Below are 17,442 nucleotides of genomic sequence, written 5' to 3'. Positions count from 1 at the left end.
TCGAGTCTAGGCAACGTCGCGCGCCGCGGCCACCGCGACCGGGTCGACCACGGCGATCGGGTCCACCACGGCGGTCGACGGGGGCAGCGCCGGAGCCCGGCTCGTCCGCCCCCGGGTCACCAGGTTCGCGGCGATCAGGGCGGCGATGGTGAGGGCGGCCCCGGCCAGCTCGATCAGCTCCGGCCGGTAGCCACGGGCGATCTGCACGACGAAGGTGGTCACCGGGACCAGGTTCATGAACAGGGCCGCGTTGGCGGCACCGAGCCGCTGCACCCCGGTGTTCCAGGCCAGCACCGCGATCACGGCGCCCAGGATCACGGCGTACGCCAATTGCGGGGCGACCGCCACGAGGTCGGCGGCGCCCGGCGCGTGCTGCCACCCGGCGGCGTCGGCGCCGATGCTCGCGGCCAGCAGGGCGGCCGTGCCGGCGAGCGCGGTCAGTGTCGTGTAGCGCAGCGGTGACCAGGCGCCGAACCGGCTGGCGCCGTGGGTGTAGATCGCCCAGCCGAGCACCGCGCCGATCATCATCAGCCCACCGAGACCGAACTGCCCGAGCCCGTCGAGGCTCCCGCGGGTGATCACCAGGCCGACGCCGAGGAGCGCCACCAGGGAGAGGGCCAGCAAGAGCGGCTTCGGGCGTACGCCGTCACGGGCCCAACGGACCAGTTGGGTGATCACCGGCGTGGTGGCCACGAAGAGGGAGACCTGTTGCGGGGCGGCATGTTCGAGCGCCAGGTTGGTGAGCAGATTGAAGCCGGCGAAGCCGACCACACCGAGCACCGCCACCTCGACCGCCCGGCCGCCGGTCCGCAGCGCAGCGGTGCCCTCGCGGAGCAGCAGCAGGGCGACCAGGATGACGGCGGCCAGCAGATAGCGGGCGGTGGTCAGGTTGAGCGGGTCGACCCAGTTCAGCGCGCTGGCCAGGACCGGGAACATCACCCCCCAACTGAGCACGGCGAGCAGCGGAAATGCGGCGGCGCGAGATCGCATCGTCAGCTCCAATGTTCGAGTATCTTCGAACCAACGACACTGACCCTAGGGTTATGTTCGATGATTGTCGAACAAGGGTTACACTGCTCACATGGAGCTGCACGAACCCGACCTACCCGACGTTCCGGTCACGGCTGTGCTGGCCGCCCTGGCCGACGACGTGCGGCTACAGATCGTGCGGGCACTCGCCGAGGGCGGCGAGTTCGCCTGCGGCAACTTCGAGTTCGGCGTCTCCAAGGCGACCCGCAGCCACCACCTCAAGGTGCTGCGCGAGGCCGGCCTGACCCGCACCCGGGCCGCCGGCACCACCCGCTACGTCCGGCTCCGCCGGGACGAGTTGGACAAGCTCTACCCGGGCCTGCTGAACGCGGTCCTCACCGCCCGCATCCCTGCCGTGTAGACCGGGCGGGCTGACCGCGGTCTTCCGGAGACGCCCTGGCCAGGACGTCGGACCGGCGTGTCGCGCACGGGAACGACCTTCCTGGCGAGCGATATGACTCACAGGTATAAATATGCCTCTGCGTCATAACGCTCGTCGTGGCGTCCGCCGCCCCCGGCTCTCGCGCTGCGCGGGTGACGCCTTCCCTCGCGCGGGCTCGGGCTGAATCGTTTACGACATCACCGAGGTCCGGAGACGATCACGACTCGTTACGCCGCCCCGTGCCGGGAAGGCGTTGTTCTTGATCAGGCAAAGTCCGAGACCATGTGATCTGCATCGATATACCCGTACGCCGACACTTGGCTCGTAACTCACGGCGGTACTTGTCGAAGTCGTAGCCGCGGTCGGCGTAGATCCGCTGGGGTCGTTGCCGGGGTCGGCCTCGGATGCCTTTGATCGGTGGGATCTTGTCGATCAGGGGCAGGAGTTGAGTGACGTCGTGGCGGTTGCCGCCGGTCAGGCTGACGGCGAGGGGGATGCCGCCCGCATCGGTGATGACGTGGTGTTTCGAGCCTGGCTTGCGGCGGTCGACCGGGCTCGGCCCGGTTTTGGGCCGCCTTTGAGCGCCCGGATGTGGGAGCCGTCGATCACCGCCCGGGACATGTCGAGTTGGTCGGCGGCTCTGAGCTTGCCGAGTAGGACTTCGTGCAGTTGTTGCCACACGCCGGCGTCGTTCCAGTCCCGTAACCGGCGCCAGCAGGTCATCCCCGACCCGAACCCGAGCTCTTGGGGTAGGTACTCCCACGGGATCGCGGTGTAGAGCACGAACAGGATCCCGCACAGCACCTTGCGGTCATCGAGGGGCTTACGGCCCGGGAACCGGTACCGGCGAGGCGGTCGAGGTGGCAGCAGCGGTTCGATCTCGGCCCACAGGTCGTCCGAGACGATCCACGGCGGTTGCTCACCCCTCCTCACGTTCAGACAGAACGACCCTCACGTCCCGGGGTTACGCCCAACATCATTTCGTTAGGAGTTCTAAGGCGCTTCTGCAACAGGTCAACGGCCAACTGACCGGTGCGCGCGGGGCGGTAGAAGAAGCCTGCACCATGCTGCGGCGATCCAAGGACAACCTGCGGACCTACGTCCGGATGATCTAGCTGTTGCCGCCGACCTGACGATCCCGAACGAAGACTCCTCGGCCTGGCGCACCAACAACGACACCCCGGTCACGGAGCAGAGCCACCGCTCGCGCTGCGGTGGAGAACGACACCGAGTAGAGATCGCCAATCTGGGCGTAAGACGGCAGCTTGGCACCAGGCTGGTACTCGCCGGACTCGATGCGGGCGGTGATGTCCGCAGCGATGTCGGCATAGCTCAGTGGGATCGCGGGCATAGCTGGTCCTCCCGGGTTGGCAGCCACATCCGATCACGCCAGAGGCGTCCTCCTCAAGAACATGGTTGACCTATGTCACTAGGTGAAATAGCATTTCTGCGAGCCGCCCGGGTTGGCACCAGGGTCGGTTCACACACCGGGTGTACGCCCGGATTTGCCGAGGCAGCGCTCAAGGTGGCTCAGACACCCCCGTCTGTGCTGGTTGCGGCGCTGCCTCGGCACCCCGACCCACTCCCTCGACGAGGAGGTCCAATGACGAATTCCACGGTGCCTGCGGCGAGCGCGCTCTGGGCGGTCGAGCAGGTGACCGCCGAGCTGCGCGAGACGTACCTGGCGGTCGCTGCCGCCCGCGTACTCCTGGAACGCACCAGCGTGGGCTGCGCCCACCCGGCGGTCCGGCAGGCTCGGCGCAGTGGCGAGGACGCGCTCGACCTGGCCGGCGACGCGGAACGACAGCTCAGTGACGGGGTTCAGATGCTTCGCGCCGAGGCTGGGCACGAGACGTCCGCGACGATCGCCGACCTGGTCGAGACCCTCGACACGGTCCGCGAGCAGTTGACCGCGACGGCCACGCGGATCGGGCAGTACCCGGCCCAGGTCACCGCAGCCGCGCAGCAACTCCGCGACACGGCGGACAACGGCCCGGTCGCCGAAACGGCGAGCAGTCAGTGGTTTCGGGCGGCCGAGCAGCTCGACCTGATGGCGCAGAGCCTGACGTCGGCGGCGAGCGCGCTCGGGTCGTACACCGCGGGGTTGTCCGGAGCCGAAGCCCCAACCACTTGAAACCACCAGCAGGCCCGGGGCGGGTGCCGGGCTCCGGTCGGCCGCTACCCGGGAGGCCGCCGGCCGACCCCGCCCGCCTCGGCGCCGCCTCAGCCATCCCCGAAGGAGGAAAATGACGGAGTACGAAACGCAGCCCCGCTGGATCGTGCACCTGCCGACCACCCTGACCAGCTTGGACGGCGCACGAGTACTGGCCGAGGCGCTCCGCGACTCGCTCGGCCACGTGGCCGTCATCGACTTCGGCGAGACGACGCTCAGCGAGGAGGACCAGCAGTTCCTGCGTACTCGTGTCTGGTGCGACCACCGGCTACCCGGCGGCTCCCGCTGCGGCCAGCGGGTCGACCACCCCCCGCCCTGCTCCCCGGGCCGCATTTAGGCCCAGTCCAGGGCGATCATGGAGTTGTGGCGCCTCTTTTGAGTTGTAGCAGCCGATTTATCACCCACCAAAACTCCATGATCGACGGGGCGAGGGGGCGACGGAGCGGGACAGGAGCCACGGTTGGCGGACGATCAGTTCTTGTTGCAGACCAGCCGATCCTTCCAGGCGAGACCGAATTTGATCGGACCGTTGGTCGCGGGGTCGTGGTATCCGATGCTCACCACCGCGCCCTTCGGGATCGCCGACGGCTTGATCACCAGGGCCGCGCTCGCGCTGGGGAGGAAGACCTTGTCCAGGCCGGGCGGGGACGGCAGGGAGTAGCAGTGCGACTCGACCCTGACCTCCGCCGGTACGCCGGCTTCGGCGAGCGCCCTGCGGACCTCGCCCGGGTCGGCGAGCTGCTTGTCGGACAGCGTGAGGGTCACCGTGCCGTTGGGGTTGCTGACGACGGTGAAGCCGACCAGCTGCGTCGGGGGCAGACTCGCCGGCACCGGGGCGGCGCTGGTCGGCCGCTGCGCGGTCGGCGAGGTGGCGGGCTTCGGACTCATCAGCGCCGGTACGCCGACAGCCAGACCGGCGGCGAGCGCCACCGCGGCCACGGTCGCCGTGGCCATCCGCCGACGGCGGCGCGAAGTGCCCTCAGCGATGATCTCCTCGGCCGGCTTCGCCAGGTCCAGGCCGGAGAGGCCGTCCGACACCGCGCGAAGTACGTCCTGCTCTCTCACTGCGTGACCTCCTGGGATTCGGCGGATACGAGTTGGCCGCGCAGCGCCGCGACGGCCCGGGACAGGTGAGCGGTGACAGTTCCCGCCGCAATGCCGAGCACCTGAGCGGTGGTCTGGGTGTCCAGGTCCAGGAACGCCCGCAGCGCGATCACCTCGCGTTGGCGGGCGGGGAGCCGCCGGAGCGCTGCCATCAGCGTGGCGTCCACGCCTGCGCTGTCCGGGCCGACCACCACGTCGTGTCCGTCGAGGGCGACCTCGCGGCGACGCCGCCGCCACGCCGACACCCGCAGGTTCAGAGCGGTACGCACCACCCAGGCATGCGGGGCGGGGTGTCGACTGACCTTCCGCCAGGACATCCAGGCCCTGGTGAACGCCTCGGCCACCAGGTCTTCGGCACCCTGACGATCGCCCGGCCGGCCACCACAGCCTTTACGCAGGCCGCGCGGTGGACCCGGTAGAACTCTGCGAACTGTGCTTGCTCATGTCCCACGTCCCGTACACGCCTGAGCCCGCCGGGCCACTTACCCACGGCCCAGATTCGCATGGAGAAAACCAGGTGTGAAGATCGTCGGATGGTTTCTCGGCGATCTGGGACGGTCGGCTCGGCACTCGCGGTCGTGGTGGTGCTCGCCACGGGATGCGAGGCGGCGCGGGACGACGACGGCCCGCCGGACGGGGTCAGCCCGGTGCCGTCCACGTCGGTCAGCCAGCCGGCCGCGTGCCCGGAGTCGGGCGTACGGATCACGTCGACCGGGTCGGACGCCGCCATGGGCCTACGCGCCCTGGGCCTGGAGCTGGTCAACTGCGGCGAACGCCCGTACCAGCTCAACGGTTACCCGGCGCTGCGCGTGCTGGACGAGCAGCGCGAGCCGATCATGCTGCGGGTGGTGAACGGGGCGAAGGAGATCACCTCGGGCTTCGACCAGCCGCCTCGGCCAGTCACGCTGCAGACGGGTGAGCGGGCGACCGCCGCGGTGCTCTGGCGCAACCTGGTCACCGAAGCGACCGCGCCGGCCAGCAACGGGGAGTTCCTGCTGGTCGCCCCCGTCGCCGGGCAACCGGCCACCGAGGTCGACCCGGACGGCCCGATCGACCTGGGCACCACCGGCCGGATCGGCGTCAGTGCCTGGCAGAAGGCCGACCCGGCCGCGCCGGTGCCGACGCAGCCCGCCCCGCCTCCGGTGCCGAGCGCGCCACCGTCGACGACCAGCCCGCCCGACGGTCGGCTATGAGGTCACGCCCTTGCGGGTGAAGCGCCAGAACGCGCCAGCCCCCAGAACATTGGCCGTCCATCTCGCCCAACACGCGACGCGAGGACAGCTCAGTGCTGGAACCGGGGCAGCCGGCCAGAAACAATGCCGTACGGCGGGCGGCGGTGAGCCGGTCGGGTTGCCGAGAAATGTCCCGGCAGCAACAGCATGAGGGAGCGCGGTGACTGATCCTGCTGCCGAACTGATCCTCTACCGCGCCGACGACGGCGGTTCGGTAGTCCAACTGCGGGCAACCAAGGGGACGATCTGGCTGACACAGGCACAGATGGCGGAGTTGTACGGCACCTCCGTGCAGAACATCGGGCAGATCGTGTTCCGGGTGCTGGCCGACGAAGAGGTGACCGAGGCAACTATCAACTCTGAGTTGATGGTTCGCACCGAGGGCACGCGACAGGTGCGACGCGAAGTCAAGGTCTACAACCTGGACATGGTCTTGGCCGTCGGCTATCGGGTAACCACTCCCCGCGCGGTGCAGTTTCGTCAGTGGGCAACGACCGTACTGGCGGAGTACCTGGTCAAGGGCTTCGCCATGCAGGATGAGCGACTGAAGGATGTCGCGGCTGCGGACTACTTCGATGAGCTACTCGAACGCATCCGCGACATCCGCGCATCGGAGAAGCGCTTCTACCAGAAGGTCCGCGACATCTTCGCCACCACCAGCGCCGACTACTCCGGCACCAGCGACACCGCCAAGACGTTCTTCGCCACCATTCAGAACAAGCTGCTCTACGCGGTCACGGGCCAAACCGCTGGCGAGCTGATGGTGAAGCGGGCCGACGCGGGATCGCCGACCATGGGTTTGACCAGTTGGCGCGGCCCGCAGGTACGCAAGGCGGACGTCACCATCTCCAAGAACTACCTGACCGCAGACGAGATCAGCGAGCTGAACCGCCTGACGACGATGTTCCTCGACTTCGCCGAAGATCGGGCACGCCGCCGTCAGCAGATCCTCATGGCGGAGTGGGTCCAGCGTGCCGACGCGTTCCTGACCTTCAACGAACGGCAGGTGTTGGGCGGCCCCGGTGGGGTCTCGGCCACTGCCGCCGAGGCGCGGGTCGGGCAGGTGTACGCCGACTACGACCAGCGGCGACGTGTGAAGCAGGCGCAGGAGGCGCGTCATCAGGAGGAGCAGGACCTGACTGACCTCCTGGAGATCGAGCGCCGCGACCGCCGACTCGGCGAAGGATCGCCAGACGGTGCCACGTAGGCCCTGGCAGCCATCGTGCGACGGTAGCGCCACCGACATTGTCCCGGCCGAAGCGCGATGGGGCGGCACCGAGGTGCCCGTCCTTCAGCTGGTGACGTCCTTGCGGGTGAAGCGCCAGAAGGCCAGTCCCCAGAACAGCGTGGCGTAGCTGATCGCCGAGATGCAGCCGCGTACCACGTCGTCGGTCTGCACCGGAGTGGAGAGCAGCCCCAGCCAGGCGGTGCTGAAATGGGTCGGCAGGAAGTCGCGCAGCGCGCCGAGGGCGGTGATCTGGTCCAGGATGCTGGACAGGATCCACAGCAACACCGCGCCGCCGACCGCGCCCAGCGCGGCGTCCGTGGTCACCGACAACAGGAACGCCAGCCCGGCCACCACCAGGAGTACGACCGCCAGGTAGCCGAGCACGGCCAGCAGTCGGAGCAGCCCCTCGGTCGGCTCCAGCTCGGCGGCGACCGTGCTGCGCAGCGGCGACCAGCCGTACCGCAGGGTGCCGGCGGCCAGTGCGGTGCCGGCGAGCAACACCAGGGCCAGCCCCGAGTACGCGAGCGCGACCACCAGTTTCACGGTGAGCAGCCGGGCCCGGGGCACCGGGATCGCCAACAGGTAGCGCAGGCTGCCCCAGCTCGCCTCGCTGGCCACCGTGTCGCCGCAGAACAGCGCGACGACCACGACCAGCAGGAACGACGCCGACACGAAGATGGCGAACAGCGTGAAGTTGAGCCCGCCGGAGGTGGCCAGGTCGACCAGGCTGGCGAACTCGTTGTTGCCGTTGTCGTCGTCGCCACCGGAGTTGAACTGGAAGGCGATCAGGATGATCAGCGGCAGCAGCACCATGAACCCGAGCGCCAGCTGGGTCCGCCGCCGGGACGCCTGCCGCCGGAACTCCGCGCCGAACGGCATGGTCGCTGACGGTCGGTAGCCCCGGGCCGCGCCGGCCGGGTCGGTGACGCCCATCGGCGTCTCGACAGAAGAGCCAGCCATCAGCGGTCACCGCTTCCCCGAGAGTTGTCGCCCACCAGGGCGAGGAACGCGTCCTCCAGACGCCGCCGGGGCACCACCCGGTCCACCCCGATGCCGGCGCGTACCAGCTCGGCCACCACCTCGCTGCGGGCCGTGCCGTTGGTGTCGACCACCAACTGCCCGTCGCTCTCCGGCAGCACCCGGACGCCGTGCAGCCGGTCCAGCACCGCCCGCGCGGCCACCGGGTCGGTGACGTCGAAGAGCACGCTCGGCGACTCGCCCACGATCTCCTCCACCGGCCCGGACGCCACGATCCGGCCCTTGTTGACCACCACCGCGTGCGTGCAGGTCTGCTCCACCTCGGCCAGCAGGTGGCTGGAGACCAGCACCGCCCGTCCGTCCGTGGCGTACCGCTGGAGCACCCGGCGCATCTCGGCGATCTGCGGCGGGTCGAGCCCGTCGGTCGGTTCGTCCAGCACCAGCAGCTCCGGCAGGCCGAGCATGGCCTGGGCGATGGCCAGCCGCTGGCGCATCCCGTGGCTGTAGTTCTTGATCTTCCGGTGCACCGAGTCGCCGAGCCCGGCGATCTCCAGGGCCTCGTCGAAGTGGGCGTCGGCGGCTGGTCGGCCGGTGGCCCGCCAGTACGCCCGGAGGTTCTCCAGGCCGGACAGGTGCGGCAGGAAACCGGGCCCCTCCACCAGCGCCCCGATCCGGGAGAGCACCGGCGAGCCGGGTACCAGCCGGCGGCCGAAGACGTAGATCTCCCCCGCGGTCGGCTGGGTCAGGCCCATCAGCACCCGCAGGGTGGTGGTCTTGCCGGCGCCGTTCGGCCCGAGCAGACCCACCACCTGACCGGGGTGCACCTCGAAGTCCACGTTGGACACCGCGACGAAGCCGTCCGCGTACTCCTTGCGCAGTCGGCGCACGGCCAGCGGCGTGCCCGCGTACTCCGGATGCACGGAACGATCCTGCCGGCGGTGCCGGCGGCGGACCACGGCCACGACCACGACGAGGCCGATCGCGATGGCGGCGAGCAGGCCGGCGAGCACCCAGCGCCAGACGGTCGCCGCGGTGGGGATCGGCTCGCCGGTGACCGTGGGCAGGCTGACCGCGCCGTCCGCCGCCACCGTGTAGACGGTGGGCTGGGCCGGCGTGGTGTACGCCTGGTCGGAGCTGGCCACGACCAGGCGCAGCCGGTGGCCGGCCTCGACCCGGCGGACGATCCCGGGCAGCGTCACGGTGACCGGGCGGGCATCCTGCACCCGCTGCGGCAGGCCGGTGAGCCGGACCGGGGCGACCAGCCCGTTCGGCAGCGTCGCCGCGCCGTCCGGGTCGACGTCGTAGAGCTTCGCGAAGAGCACAGCCTCGCCGGTCGGTGACGCGGCGCGCAGGGTGACGGTGGGGGCACCCGCGACGTCCACCGCCTCGGTCAACGGCGCTGACTCGAACCGGGCGTGCTGACCGGGCACGTCGCCGGCCACGCCGTCCAGCAGGGAGGCGAACCCGCCGGCGAACGGCACCGAGGAGATGGCGGCGGGGCTGCCGTTCGGCGGGTTCGCGATCGGCTGAGCCGGCCCGGCGACCGTGACCTCCCGGCGGGCACTGCCGGTCAGGCCCGGGTAGTCGGCCCTGCGGAAGCCGGTGGCGACCAGACCCCGGTCGAGCGCGTCGAAGCCGGCGATCCGCGACCAGGTGAAGTCGTCGCCGGGCGCGTCGCCCTGACCCTTGACGTAGTGGTCGAGCCACTGGACGGTCAGGAACTTCACCCGGTCCTCGTCCGAGCGGGGGCCGGTGCCGCCGTCGTGGCCGCCGGTGAACCAGGCGACCCGTACCGGGGTGCCGGTGGCGGCGATGCCGCGCGCGTTGGCGTCCGCCTCGCCGAGCGGGAAGAGGGTGTCCGCCTCGCCCTGCACCAGCAGGGTGGGCGCCTTGATCCGGTCCAGTACGCCGGCCGGACTGGACCGGCGCAGCAGGTCCACGGCGGCCTGGTCGGCACGGCCGGCGGTGGCGATCCGCAGGTACGCGGCGCACACGTCGGCGGCGAACCGGCCGCAGGACGGGTCGGCGGTGCCGGCGGACACGATGCCGGCGGAGGCGGTGCCGGTCGGGGCGCCGACACCGGGACCGGTGCCCGTGTTGCCGCCCCCACCGAAGAAGAGACCCGCCCAGCCCTTCTTGAACACGCCCTCGGTCGGCGCTGCGCCGGTGCTCTCGGGCAGGAACGCCCGGGGCAGGTCGTTCCACGTGATCATCGGGACGATCGCGTCCACCCGGGGGTCCTGGGCGGCCAGTAGCAGCGCCAATGCCCCGCCGTACGAGCCGCCGACCACGCCGACCTTGGGATCACCCGAGGCGTCGGTGCGCACCTCCGGCCGGGCGGCCAGCCAGTCGAGCAGCCGCGACGCGTCGCGCACCTCGTAGTCCGGGCTGTCCAGGTGGATCTCGCCACCGCTGCGGCCGAAGCCCCGGGCGGTCCAGGTGAGCACCGCGTACCCACGCGCGGCGAACTCCTTCGCGTCCGACCGCACCGACTCCTTGGTGCCGCCGAACCCGTGCGCCAACAGCACCGCCGGCACCCTGCGACCGGACGACGCGTCGGACGGCAGGTAGAAGGTGGTGTCCAGGCTCACCGGCTGGTCGCCGGCCGGGCCGGAGCGGACGGTGAGCATCGCGGTCTCGGTGCGGACGCCCGACCCCTGCGGCCAGACCGCCCAGGTCACGGCGGCTGCCAGCAGCACAACGCCGGCCGTCGCGGCGATCACGCGGCGGCGGGTGGGCAGGGCACGCCGGAACCACGCGGCCGGCGAGGGCGATCTCATGCGGCACACGGTACGGCCCACAGTCTGAGCATTGGCTGAGATCCGCCGTACGTTCGTCCGGTTGCTCCGTTCGGCGACCGGGTGGGGTGCGACCGCGTAGCGTCCGGCGCGGCCCAGTGAGTTGACTTCGGATCCCGTAAATTCCGATCTTCGGCGGATATCCCCCTCGATCCCTCCATGTCAGACCCACCGGCGGAACTCAGCGTGCAGAAAAGCCGGACGATCGGTGACATCGCTCGAACTGACGCAAACCTGACTCACCGACAGCCGAACGACCTGCGGAGGTTCGGTTAGTTTTCCGGTCCGGTGCACGGGACCCGTCGGCGAACCCGCCACCGTGCCGACCCCCCGCCCGACGCCGGAGGAGACACACCATGACAGTCCCCGCGCCGCGGGTCCGTCGACGGACGTCCGTGCTGGGCCGGCTGCTGCCGCTGCTGCTCGTCGTCGCGCTGCTGGCACCGGTCTGCCTGCTCTTCGCGCAGACCTGGCGGCAGAGCGGCGACGACCGGGACCTGGCCGCCCGGGAACGGCTGGGCGTGCAGTACCTCCGCGCCCTCGCGCCGGTCACCGACGCGCTGGTGGACGCCCAGTCCGCCGCGGTGAGCGGCCGCCCCGCCTCCGGGGAGGCGCTGACCCGCGCGGTCGAGGAGGCCGCCGCGGTGGACTCCCGGATCGGCAGCGACCTACGCAGCCAGGAGCGCTGGGCCGGGCTACGGGCCAAGCTGGAGGCGCTGCGCGACCGCCGTCCCACCGACCCGGAATCCGCCTACACGGCGTACGGCGAGGTCACCGACCTGCTGCTGGCCCTGCACCGCAAGGTCCGGGAGAGCTCCGGGCTGGTACGCGACGCGGGCGCGGACTCCTTCTTCCTGCAGGACAGCGCCGGCGAGGAACTGCCCGAGGCGGTGGTGTCCGCCGGCCGGCTCGCCGACCTGGTCACGCTCGCCGCAGGGCGGCCGGCTGCCGAGCGGACCCGCAGCCTGATCGAGCTGAGCAGCCTCCGGGTGGCCGCCCTGGCGCCCGCCACCGACGTGGTGGACAACCTGCGCTCCGCCGTGGACAGCTCGGAGAGCACCGACCTGGGCGCGAACGTGCTGACCCCGCTGGACACCTACCAGCGCTCGGTGGAGGCGCTGGCCGCGTACTCGGCCCCGGCCCCCGCGACCGGCACGGTGGACCCGGGTCAGCTGGCCGCCGCCCGACTCAACACGCAGGCCGCCGCCCGGCAGCTCCAGCCGGTCATCCTCAGCGAGCTGGACGCCCTGCTGGCCGAGCGGATCGACGGGATCGACCGGGACCGCTGGGTGACCACCGGGGCGGGGGCGGCCGCCGTGCTGCTGCTGGGCTGGCTCGCCGCGCTGCTGATCGCCGCCAGCCGTCGGGCCCACCGCCGGGCCGCCATGCCCGCACCACCCACGGAAAACTCCGACACCCGACCGCCGGGCGACCCCTGGCAACCAACGAGCTACGACCCGCGGCCGCTGCAACCCATCGGCGCGGCGCCGGAAGCGGAATCCGCCCAGTGGGGGTCCTTCGATGCTGCTCGGTAGGCTCCGGATCCGCGGCAAGCTGGCACTGCTCGTGGTGATCCCCCTGCTCAGCATGGTCGGCCTCGCCGTGCCCGCGGTGCTCGAACGGGTGGCCGCGGCGCAGCGCGCCGACGACATCGCCGAACGGGTACGGGTCGCCAGCCGGGTCGGCAGCCTGGTTCAGGACCTCCAGCAGGAGCGCATCCTCTCGGTCGGCTTCCTGCTCGGCCGGGTGGACCGTGGCGAGCTGGTCCGCAAGACCACCGACGTCGACGACCGGGTGGCCGATCTGCGGGCCGAGGGCAGCGACGCGCTGACCGATCGGGTGGATCACGCCCTGGACGGGGTGTCCAGCCTCATCGACATGCGAACCGCCGTACTGTCCCGGGCCGTGAGCCCGGTGCAGGTGATCGACGCGTTCGGCCCGGTCAACAAGGGGATCATCGAGTCGCTGCGGCTGGCGTTCAGCGTGAACACCGACACCCTGCCGGGCCGTCAGGTGCTGGCCCTGGACGGGCTGCTGCGCGCCGACGAGGGGCTGGGCGCCTGCGCCACCCTGATCGTGCTGGTCAAGGCGACCGACAGCCCGCAGGCCAGCGCCCGGTACGTGGCCTGCATCGCCGCCCTCCAGGTGGACAACCAGCGGTTCCGCAGCCTGATCACACCCGAACAGTTGAAGGTCGCGCAGCTCAACGACGTGGCCGTGGCCGCCCGTACCAGTTCCGACTTCCTGATCACCAGCAGCCGGGATCCGGCGGGCGCGATCCGGGACGTGCCGATGGAGGCGCTCTTCCCCTCCGTCCGCTCGATGATCCGGCTCGGCCAGTTCGTGGAGAAGAAGCTGGTCGCCGACGTACTCGCCGAGGTGACCGCCGAGCAGCGGCGGGCACTCACCGCCGCGTACCTGGTGGGTAGCGGGGCAACCGTCATCCTGGCGCTGGTGGTGCTGCTCAGCGCGGCGGTCGCCCAGACGGTGTCCCGGCCGTTGACCCGACTCACCCGCTCCGCGGACCGGGTCGCCCGGGTCGCCGAAGCGGAACTGGTCCGGGTCGCCGACGACGAGGCGGAGACCGCCCAGCCGGTCCGGCTGGACCCGGTGGACATCCGGGCCAGCGACGAGATCGGCGACCTGGCCCGCGCCTTCGACCGGGTGCAGAGCACGGCGGCCCAGCTGGTCGAGCGGCAGGTCGCCGGCCGGCGCAACGTGGCGCAGATGTTCGGGCACGTCGGACGCCGTACCCAGAATCTGGTGGGCCGGCAGATCGCGCTGATCGACCGACTGGAGCAGCAGGAGGCCGACCCTGGCCGGTTGGAGCACCTGTACCGGCTCGACCACATCTCCAGCCGACTGCGCCGCAACGCCGGCAGCCTGGTGGTGCTGTCCGGTTCGGCCGGGGCCGACGCGCACACCGCGCCGGTGCCGCTGTCCGACGTGGTCCGCCTGGCGCTCGGCGAGATCGAGGACTACACCCGGGTGGACGTGCAGGTGCCGACGGGTATCTCGGCCGCACCGGCGGTGGTCGGTGACCTCGTGTTGGCGCTGGCCGAGCTGATGGAGAACGCCACCGTCTTCTCGCCGCCGCACACCCGGGTGCTGGTGACCGGTGAGGTCGTCGGGCTCGGCGCCCGGATCACCGTGACGGACCACGGCATCGGCATGACCGAGCAACGGTTGACCGAGGAGAACGCCCGGTTCACCCGGCGGGAACGCCTCGACCTGGCGCCGACCGAGGTGCTCGGCCTCTTCGTGGTGGGCCGGTTGGCCCGCCGGCACGGCTGGGCGGCGAGTCTGGCCGCCACCACCGGCGGCGGCGTGACCGCCCAGCTGGAGATCCCACCGGCGTCGCTGGTGGTACGCCGCGCGGACCGGGCGGGTGCCGCCGTGGCCCGGGCCGCCGTACCGGACCGGCGTCCGCCGGCCGTCCTCGAACCCGCCCGGGGTACGCGATCCCTCGCCGCCACGGCCACCCCCGCCGGCTTCGCCTCGGACCTGCTCAGCCGGGCCACCCGTAGCCTGGAGTCCGCCGAGTCCTGGGACGCGTTCGGCACCGGGACTGCCGGCCCGGAGATCAGCACTCCGGCCGCCGCCACTCCGCCGTTCGCCGCGCCCGATCTCCCGGCCACCGAATCCGGCCTCCCGCGCCGACCTGGTCGCGGGGCACCCGGCGCCGGACCGGGCATCGCCGGTGCCGGCATCGCCACCCCCGGCCCACCGGTCCGGCAACGGGTACCGGGCGCCAGCCTGCACGTCACCGCCACACCGGTCGGGCCGGTGGACGCCACCAGCGCCGACCCGGCCGCCGCCCGCGCGCTGGTCGAGGCGTTCCAGGCCGGCGTACGCCGGGCGGAACTGGACTCGCCGACGGCACCCGGCCGCCCGGTCGGGCACTGGTCGATGCGGACCGTCGTCGACCCGCCGTCCAGCGCCGAGCCGATGCTCGACCCGAGCCTGACGGTCGACCTGCCCGCCACGCCGGGCGGGCTCGGCCCCGCGGTGGCCAACGCCAACAGCGCCGGGGGCACGCAGGGCCGACCCCGGCTGAGTCGCCGGGTCCCCGGGGCGAATCTCACCGTCGCCCCGCCCGGCCAGCCCGCCAGCCCGCACCTCGGCGACCCGGCCGAGGTCCGCGACCTCATCACCGAATACGAGGCGGGCGTCGCCCGCGCCCTCCGCGAAGTCAGCCCCGACCGCCGGAACGAAGAAGGATCATCACGGTGACCAGCCCCTTCCTGCACGACAACGTCGACCAGAGCCCGTCCGGCCCCACCGGCGACCTCAGCCCGGAGGCCCGCACGTTCAACTGGCTCCTGGACTCCTTCACCTCCAGCACCGCCGGGGTACTGGAGGCGATCGCGGTCTCCTCGGACGGGCTGCTGATGGCCATGTCGGCGATCAAGGACCGGTCCAACGCGGAGCGGTTGGCCGCCGTGGTCTCCGGCATGACCAGCCTCGCCGGCGGCGCGGCCAGCTGGTACGCGCTCGGCGGCCTGAACCGGGTGATCGTCGACATGGCCGACGGCTACCTACTGATCAGTGCCATCAGCAGCGGTTCCGTGCTCGGGGTGGTCGCCGACCGGTCGGCCAACCTGGGCACCGTCGCGTACGAGATGACGCTCTTCGCCGGACGCGCCGGTGGCGCCCTCACTCCACGGCTGATCGTCGAGCTGAAGAACGCCGTCCAGCAATGACCCCCGACGTCGCCGGCGAGGATCCGGACCCGGAACCCGGGGCTCGGATCCGCCCGTACCTGCGTACGCCGTCCACGACTGGCGGCGGCGTACCGGCGACACCGGTGCCGCCCGAGTCGGAGCCGGACGGCGGCGGGCCGTCCGGCCCCCGGCCGTTCGTGCTCACCTCGGGCCGGGTGACCGGCACGGATCCGGCGATCGGGTTGGAGACGCAGGTGACCGCCCGTCCGGACGGCAGCCGATGGACCGGTGCGCCGGCCGCGCTGCTGGCGCCCGAGCTCCAGGCGATCATCGCGCTCTGCACCGAGCCGATCTCGGTGGCCGAGCTCTCGGCCCGGACCCGGCTGCACTTCGGCGTGACCCGGGTCCTGGTCTGCGACCTGCGTGCCGCCGGGCACCTGGACGTGCACGTCACCGACGCCGACGCCGCCGCCTATGACCCCAACCTCATCCTGCGAGTGATTGATGGACTCCGTGCGATCTCCTGAATGGCCGGTCGCCCCGCTCGGGGGGCTCGCCGGCAACAGCGCCGCGGCCCGCTACGGCACGTCGCCGGGCACCGGTCCCACGCCCGGGCGTGCCGGGCAGCCGGTCGCGCCGCCACCGCCACCGCCGCCGTACCGGCCGCCGGTCGGCGCAGGGTCGACGCCGCCGGCGGAACGGTCGCCGGCCGCACCACCGATCCCCGTCAAGATCCTGATTGCCGGCGGGTTCGGCGTCGGCAAGACCACCACGGTCGGGGCGATCTCGGAGATCGCGCCGCTGACCACCGAGGCCGAGATGACCAGCGCCGGCATCGGCGTGGACGACCCGGGGGCCAGGTCGACGAAGACCACCACCACGGTCGCGATGGACTTCGGTTGCGTGACCATCGACCGGAGTCTGAAGCTCTACCTGTTCGGCACTCCGGGGCAGGCCCGGTTCGGCTTCATGTGGGAGGACCTGGCCCGGGGTGCGCTCGGCGCGCTCGTGGTGGTCGACAGCTCCCGGCTGGACGACTGCTTTCCGGCGATCGACTTCTTCGAGCGGGCCGGGCTGCCGTTCGTGGTCGGGGTCAACGCCTTCGACGGGCGGCTGGCCCTGGAACTCGGCGAGATCCGGTGGGCGCTGGCCATCGGTGACCATGTGCCCCTGGTGCAGTTCGACGCCCGGGATCGGCTCTCGGTGCGGGACGCCCTCCTGGTCGTCCTGGACCGGGCGTTGGACCGGGCCACCCGGGACAGGAGGGCCTGAGCCGACCGGCTCCGGCCAGTGGCGGGAAGGGGTGATCCGATGAGGGGCGACCTGGACGAGACGCTGGCCCGGCTGGCGCGGCGCGAGGAGGCGCGACGCCGGCGGACCACCGACCGCGACGACACCGCACCATTACCGGCTCCGGCCGATCAGACAGCCCGCCCCGGTACCGGCCGCACCGACACCCGCAACGTCGGGCCGGCCCGGCACGACCCCCGGCACGCGGGACGGGAAACACCCGGCGAGATGGCCGGGTGGGGGCCGGTCGAGGCGGTGGCCGAGGCGGTCCGCGAGGTCGTCAGCGCCCATCCTGAGCTGGCGGTGACGGTCCGCGCCGAGTATGACGGGCGGACGTACCCGCTGCGGATCTTCTGGGACGGCACCGACGTCAGGATCGGTCCGGAGCCGCCACCGGCACCGGTGGCGCCCCCGCCGTCGTGGCCGCTGTCCGGCCGGACGGTGCCGGCCTGGGTACCCGGACCGGGCGGGTTGACCCCGGATCCGGCGGCCCGCCTCGCCGAGCTGATCCGGCGGGACCCGTCACTGTTGAACGAGTTGGATCCGCGGCGCTGACCGGCGGCG

The 17,442-nt window shown here is 71.7% G+C and carries 17 protein-coding genes and 1 pseudogene; 11 read left to right on the top strand and 7 right to left on the bottom strand.

Going from position 1 to position 17,442, the window contains the following annotated elements:
• Nucleotides 1-6 precede the first annotated feature (6 nt).
• Nucleotides 7-990, bottom strand: a complete 984-nt coding sequence (locus tag ACFQGL_RS19025) for a DMT family transporter (protein ID WP_377513515.1) — start codon at nucleotides 988-990, stop codon at nucleotides 7-9.
• A 91-nt stretch (nucleotides 991-1,081) separates the two neighbouring features.
• Here ACFQGL_RS19025 and ACFQGL_RS19020 point away from each other — a divergent pair, with 91 nt between their 5' ends.
• On the top strand, nucleotides 1,082-1,390 hold the full coding sequence (locus ACFQGL_RS19020) for an ArsR/SmtB family transcription factor (RefSeq protein ID WP_377513514.1): 309 nt from the start codon (nucleotides 1,082-1,084) through the stop codon (nucleotides 1,388-1,390).
• Nucleotides 1,391-1,682: 292 nt separating this feature from the next.
• On the opposite strand, the pseudogene ACFQGL_RS19015 reads toward ACFQGL_RS19020, so the two are convergent.
• A pseudogene (locus ACFQGL_RS19015) lies at nucleotides 1,683-2,317 on the bottom strand (IS5 family transposase); the annotation flags it as partial.
• A 205-nt stretch (nucleotides 2,318-2,522) separates the two neighbouring features.
• Nucleotides 2,523-2,762 (bottom strand): winged helix-turn-helix domain-containing protein, encoded by a 240-nt coding sequence (locus tag ACFQGL_RS19010; RefSeq protein ID WP_377513513.1) that lies wholly within the window; start codon nucleotides 2,760-2,762, stop codon nucleotides 2,523-2,525.
• 252 nt (nucleotides 2,763-3,014) lie between these two features.
• Here ACFQGL_RS19010 and ACFQGL_RS19005 point away from each other — a divergent pair, with 252 nt between their 5' ends.
• Both ACFQGL_RS19005 and ACFQGL_RS19000 read left to right on the top strand, forming a co-directional pair.
• Nucleotides 3,015-3,545: a hypothetical protein gene (locus ACFQGL_RS19005; protein ID WP_377513512.1), complete on the top strand. Its 531-nt coding sequence runs from the start codon at nucleotides 3,015-3,017 to the stop codon at nucleotides 3,543-3,545.
• A 112-nt stretch (nucleotides 3,546-3,657) separates the two neighbouring features.
• Nucleotides 3,658-3,921, top strand: coding sequence for a hypothetical protein (locus ACFQGL_RS19000; RefSeq protein ID WP_377513511.1), 264 nt, complete (start codon nucleotides 3,658-3,660; stop codon nucleotides 3,919-3,921).
• Between the two features lie 134 nt (nucleotides 3,922-4,055).
• Here the strand turns inward: ACFQGL_RS19000 and ACFQGL_RS18995 are convergent, their stop codons facing one another.
• Both ACFQGL_RS18995 and ACFQGL_RS18990 read right to left on the bottom strand, forming a co-directional pair.
• Nucleotides 4,056-4,649 carry a hypothetical protein gene (locus tag ACFQGL_RS18995; RefSeq protein WP_377513510.1) on the bottom strand — a complete coding sequence of 198 codons (594 nt, stop codon included), beginning with the start codon at nucleotides 4,647-4,649 and terminating at the stop codon, nucleotides 4,056-4,058.
• On the bottom strand, nucleotides 4,646-5,032 hold the full coding sequence (locus ACFQGL_RS18990; protein ID WP_377513509.1) for a sigma factor-like helix-turn-helix DNA-binding protein: 387 nt from the start codon (nucleotides 5,030-5,032) through the stop codon (nucleotides 4,646-4,648). The genes ACFQGL_RS18995 and ACFQGL_RS18990 overlap by 4 nt, the downstream gene beginning before the upstream one ends.
• A gap of 189 nt (nucleotides 5,033-5,221) precedes the next feature.
• Here ACFQGL_RS18990 and ACFQGL_RS18985 point away from each other — a divergent pair, with 189 nt between their 5' ends.
• Nucleotides 5,222-5,881 carry a DUF4232 domain-containing protein gene (locus ACFQGL_RS18985; protein WP_377513508.1) on the top strand — a complete coding sequence of 220 codons (660 nt, stop codon included), beginning with the start codon at nucleotides 5,222-5,224 and terminating at the stop codon, nucleotides 5,879-5,881.
• 199 nt (nucleotides 5,882-6,080) lie between these two features.
• Nucleotides 6,081-7,127 carry a virulence RhuM family protein gene (locus tag ACFQGL_RS18980; RefSeq protein WP_377513507.1) on the top strand — a complete coding sequence of 349 codons (1,047 nt, stop codon included), beginning with the start codon at nucleotides 6,081-6,083 and terminating at the stop codon, nucleotides 7,125-7,127.
• A gap of 84 nt (nucleotides 7,128-7,211) precedes the next feature.
• On the opposite strand, the gene ACFQGL_RS18975 is transcribed toward ACFQGL_RS18980, so the two are convergent.
• Both ACFQGL_RS18975 and ACFQGL_RS18970 read right to left on the bottom strand, forming a co-directional pair.
• Complete coding sequence (locus tag ACFQGL_RS18975) at nucleotides 7,212-8,108, bottom strand: ABC transporter permease (protein ID WP_377513506.1); 897 nt, start codon at nucleotides 8,106-8,108, stop codon at nucleotides 7,212-7,214.
• Nucleotides 8,108-10,906 (bottom strand): alpha/beta fold hydrolase, encoded by a 2,799-nt coding sequence (locus ACFQGL_RS18970; protein ID WP_377513505.1) that lies wholly within the window; start codon nucleotides 10,904-10,906, stop codon nucleotides 8,108-8,110. Before ACFQGL_RS18970 ends, ACFQGL_RS18975 begins: the two co-directional genes overlap by 1 nt.
• A 374-nt stretch (nucleotides 10,907-11,280) precedes the next feature.
• On the opposite strand from ACFQGL_RS18970, the gene ACFQGL_RS18965 reads away from it, so the two are divergent.
• Genes ACFQGL_RS18965 through ACFQGL_RS18940 form a run of 6 tightly spaced genes read left to right on the top strand, consistent with a single transcriptional unit; the run spans nucleotide 11,281 to nucleotide 17,433 of the window.
• Nucleotides 11,281-12,459: a hypothetical protein gene (locus tag ACFQGL_RS18965; RefSeq protein WP_377513504.1), complete on the top strand. Its 1,179-nt coding sequence runs from the start codon at nucleotides 11,281-11,283 to the stop codon at nucleotides 12,457-12,459.
• A complete protein-coding gene (locus ACFQGL_RS18960; RefSeq protein WP_377513503.1) occupies nucleotides 12,446-15,157 on the top strand; it encodes a sensor histidine kinase in 2,712 nt (903 codons plus the stop codon). The genes ACFQGL_RS18965 and ACFQGL_RS18960 overlap by 14 nt, the downstream gene beginning before the upstream one ends.
• Nucleotides 15,154-15,627: a roadblock/LC7 domain-containing protein gene (locus tag ACFQGL_RS18955; RefSeq protein ID WP_377513502.1), complete on the top strand. Its 474-nt coding sequence runs from the start codon at nucleotides 15,154-15,156 to the stop codon at nucleotides 15,625-15,627. The genes ACFQGL_RS18960 and ACFQGL_RS18955 overlap by 4 nt, the downstream gene beginning before the upstream one ends.
• Nucleotides 15,624-16,115, top strand: coding sequence for a DUF742 domain-containing protein (locus ACFQGL_RS18950; protein WP_377513501.1), 492 nt, complete (start codon nucleotides 15,624-15,626; stop codon nucleotides 16,113-16,115). The genes ACFQGL_RS18955 and ACFQGL_RS18950 overlap by 4 nt, the downstream gene beginning before the upstream one ends.
• Nucleotides 16,093-16,860, top strand: coding sequence for a GTP-binding protein (locus tag ACFQGL_RS18945; protein WP_377513500.1), 768 nt, complete (start codon nucleotides 16,093-16,095; stop codon nucleotides 16,858-16,860). The genes ACFQGL_RS18950 and ACFQGL_RS18945 overlap by 23 nt, the downstream gene beginning before the upstream one ends.
• A gap of 39 nt (nucleotides 16,861-16,899) precedes the next feature.
• On the top strand, nucleotides 16,900-17,433 hold the full coding sequence (locus ACFQGL_RS18940) for a hypothetical protein (RefSeq protein ID WP_377513499.1): 534 nt from the start codon (nucleotides 16,900-16,902) through the stop codon (nucleotides 17,431-17,433).
• Nucleotides 17,434-17,442 lie beyond the last annotated feature (9 nt).

Origin of the sequence: Micromonospora vulcania (assembly GCF_042658605.1) — a bacterium.
Taxonomy (GTDB): Bacteria; Actinomycetota; Actinomycetes; order Mycobacteriales; family Micromonosporaceae; genus Micromonospora; species Micromonospora vulcania.
Note: the sequence above shows the minus strand (reverse complement) of the source record. Positions and strands in the feature narration are given on the sequence as shown.

Coding starts and splice junctions, on each gene's coding strand:
- ACFQGL_RS19025 (WP_377513515.1), bottom strand. CDS start 990: ATGCGATCTCGCGCCGCCGCATTTCCGCTGCTCGCCGTGCTCAGTTGG.
- ACFQGL_RS19020 (WP_377513514.1), top strand. CDS start 1,082: ATGGAGCTGCACGAACCCGACCTACCCGACGTTCCGGTCACGGCTGTG.
- ACFQGL_RS19010 (WP_377513513.1), bottom strand. CDS start 2,762: ATGCCCGCGATCCCACTGAGCTATGCCGACATCGCTGCGGACATCACC.
- ACFQGL_RS19005 (WP_377513512.1), top strand. CDS start 3,015: ATGACGAATTCCACGGTGCCTGCGGCGAGCGCGCTCTGGGCGGTCGAG.
- ACFQGL_RS19000 (WP_377513511.1), top strand. CDS start 3,658: ATGACGGAGTACGAAACGCAGCCCCGCTGGATCGTGCACCTGCCGACC.
- ACFQGL_RS18985 (WP_377513508.1), top strand. CDS start 5,222: ATGGTTTCTCGGCGATCTGGGACGGTCGGCTCGGCACTCGCGGTCGTG.
- ACFQGL_RS18975 (WP_377513506.1), bottom strand. CDS start 8,108: ATGGCTGGCTCTTCTGTCGAGACGCCGATGGGCGTCACCGACCCGGCC.
- ACFQGL_RS18970 (WP_377513505.1), bottom strand. CDS start 10,906: ATGAGATCGCCCTCGCCGGCCGCGTGGTTCCGGCGTGCCCTGCCCACC.
- ACFQGL_RS18965 (WP_377513504.1), top strand. CDS start 11,281: ATGACAGTCCCCGCGCCGCGGGTCCGTCGACGGACGTCCGTGCTGGGC.
- ACFQGL_RS18960 (WP_377513503.1), top strand. CDS start 12,446: ATGCTGCTCGGTAGGCTCCGGATCCGCGGCAAGCTGGCACTGCTCGTG.
- ACFQGL_RS18950 (WP_377513501.1), top strand. CDS start 15,624: ATGACCCCCGACGTCGCCGGCGAGGATCCGGACCCGGAACCCGGGGCT.
- ACFQGL_RS18945 (WP_377513500.1), top strand. CDS start 16,093: ATGGACTCCGTGCGATCTCCTGAATGGCCGGTCGCCCCGCTCGGGGGG.
- ACFQGL_RS18940 (WP_377513499.1), top strand. CDS start 16,900: ATGAGGGGCGACCTGGACGAGACGCTGGCCCGGCTGGCGCGGCGCGAG.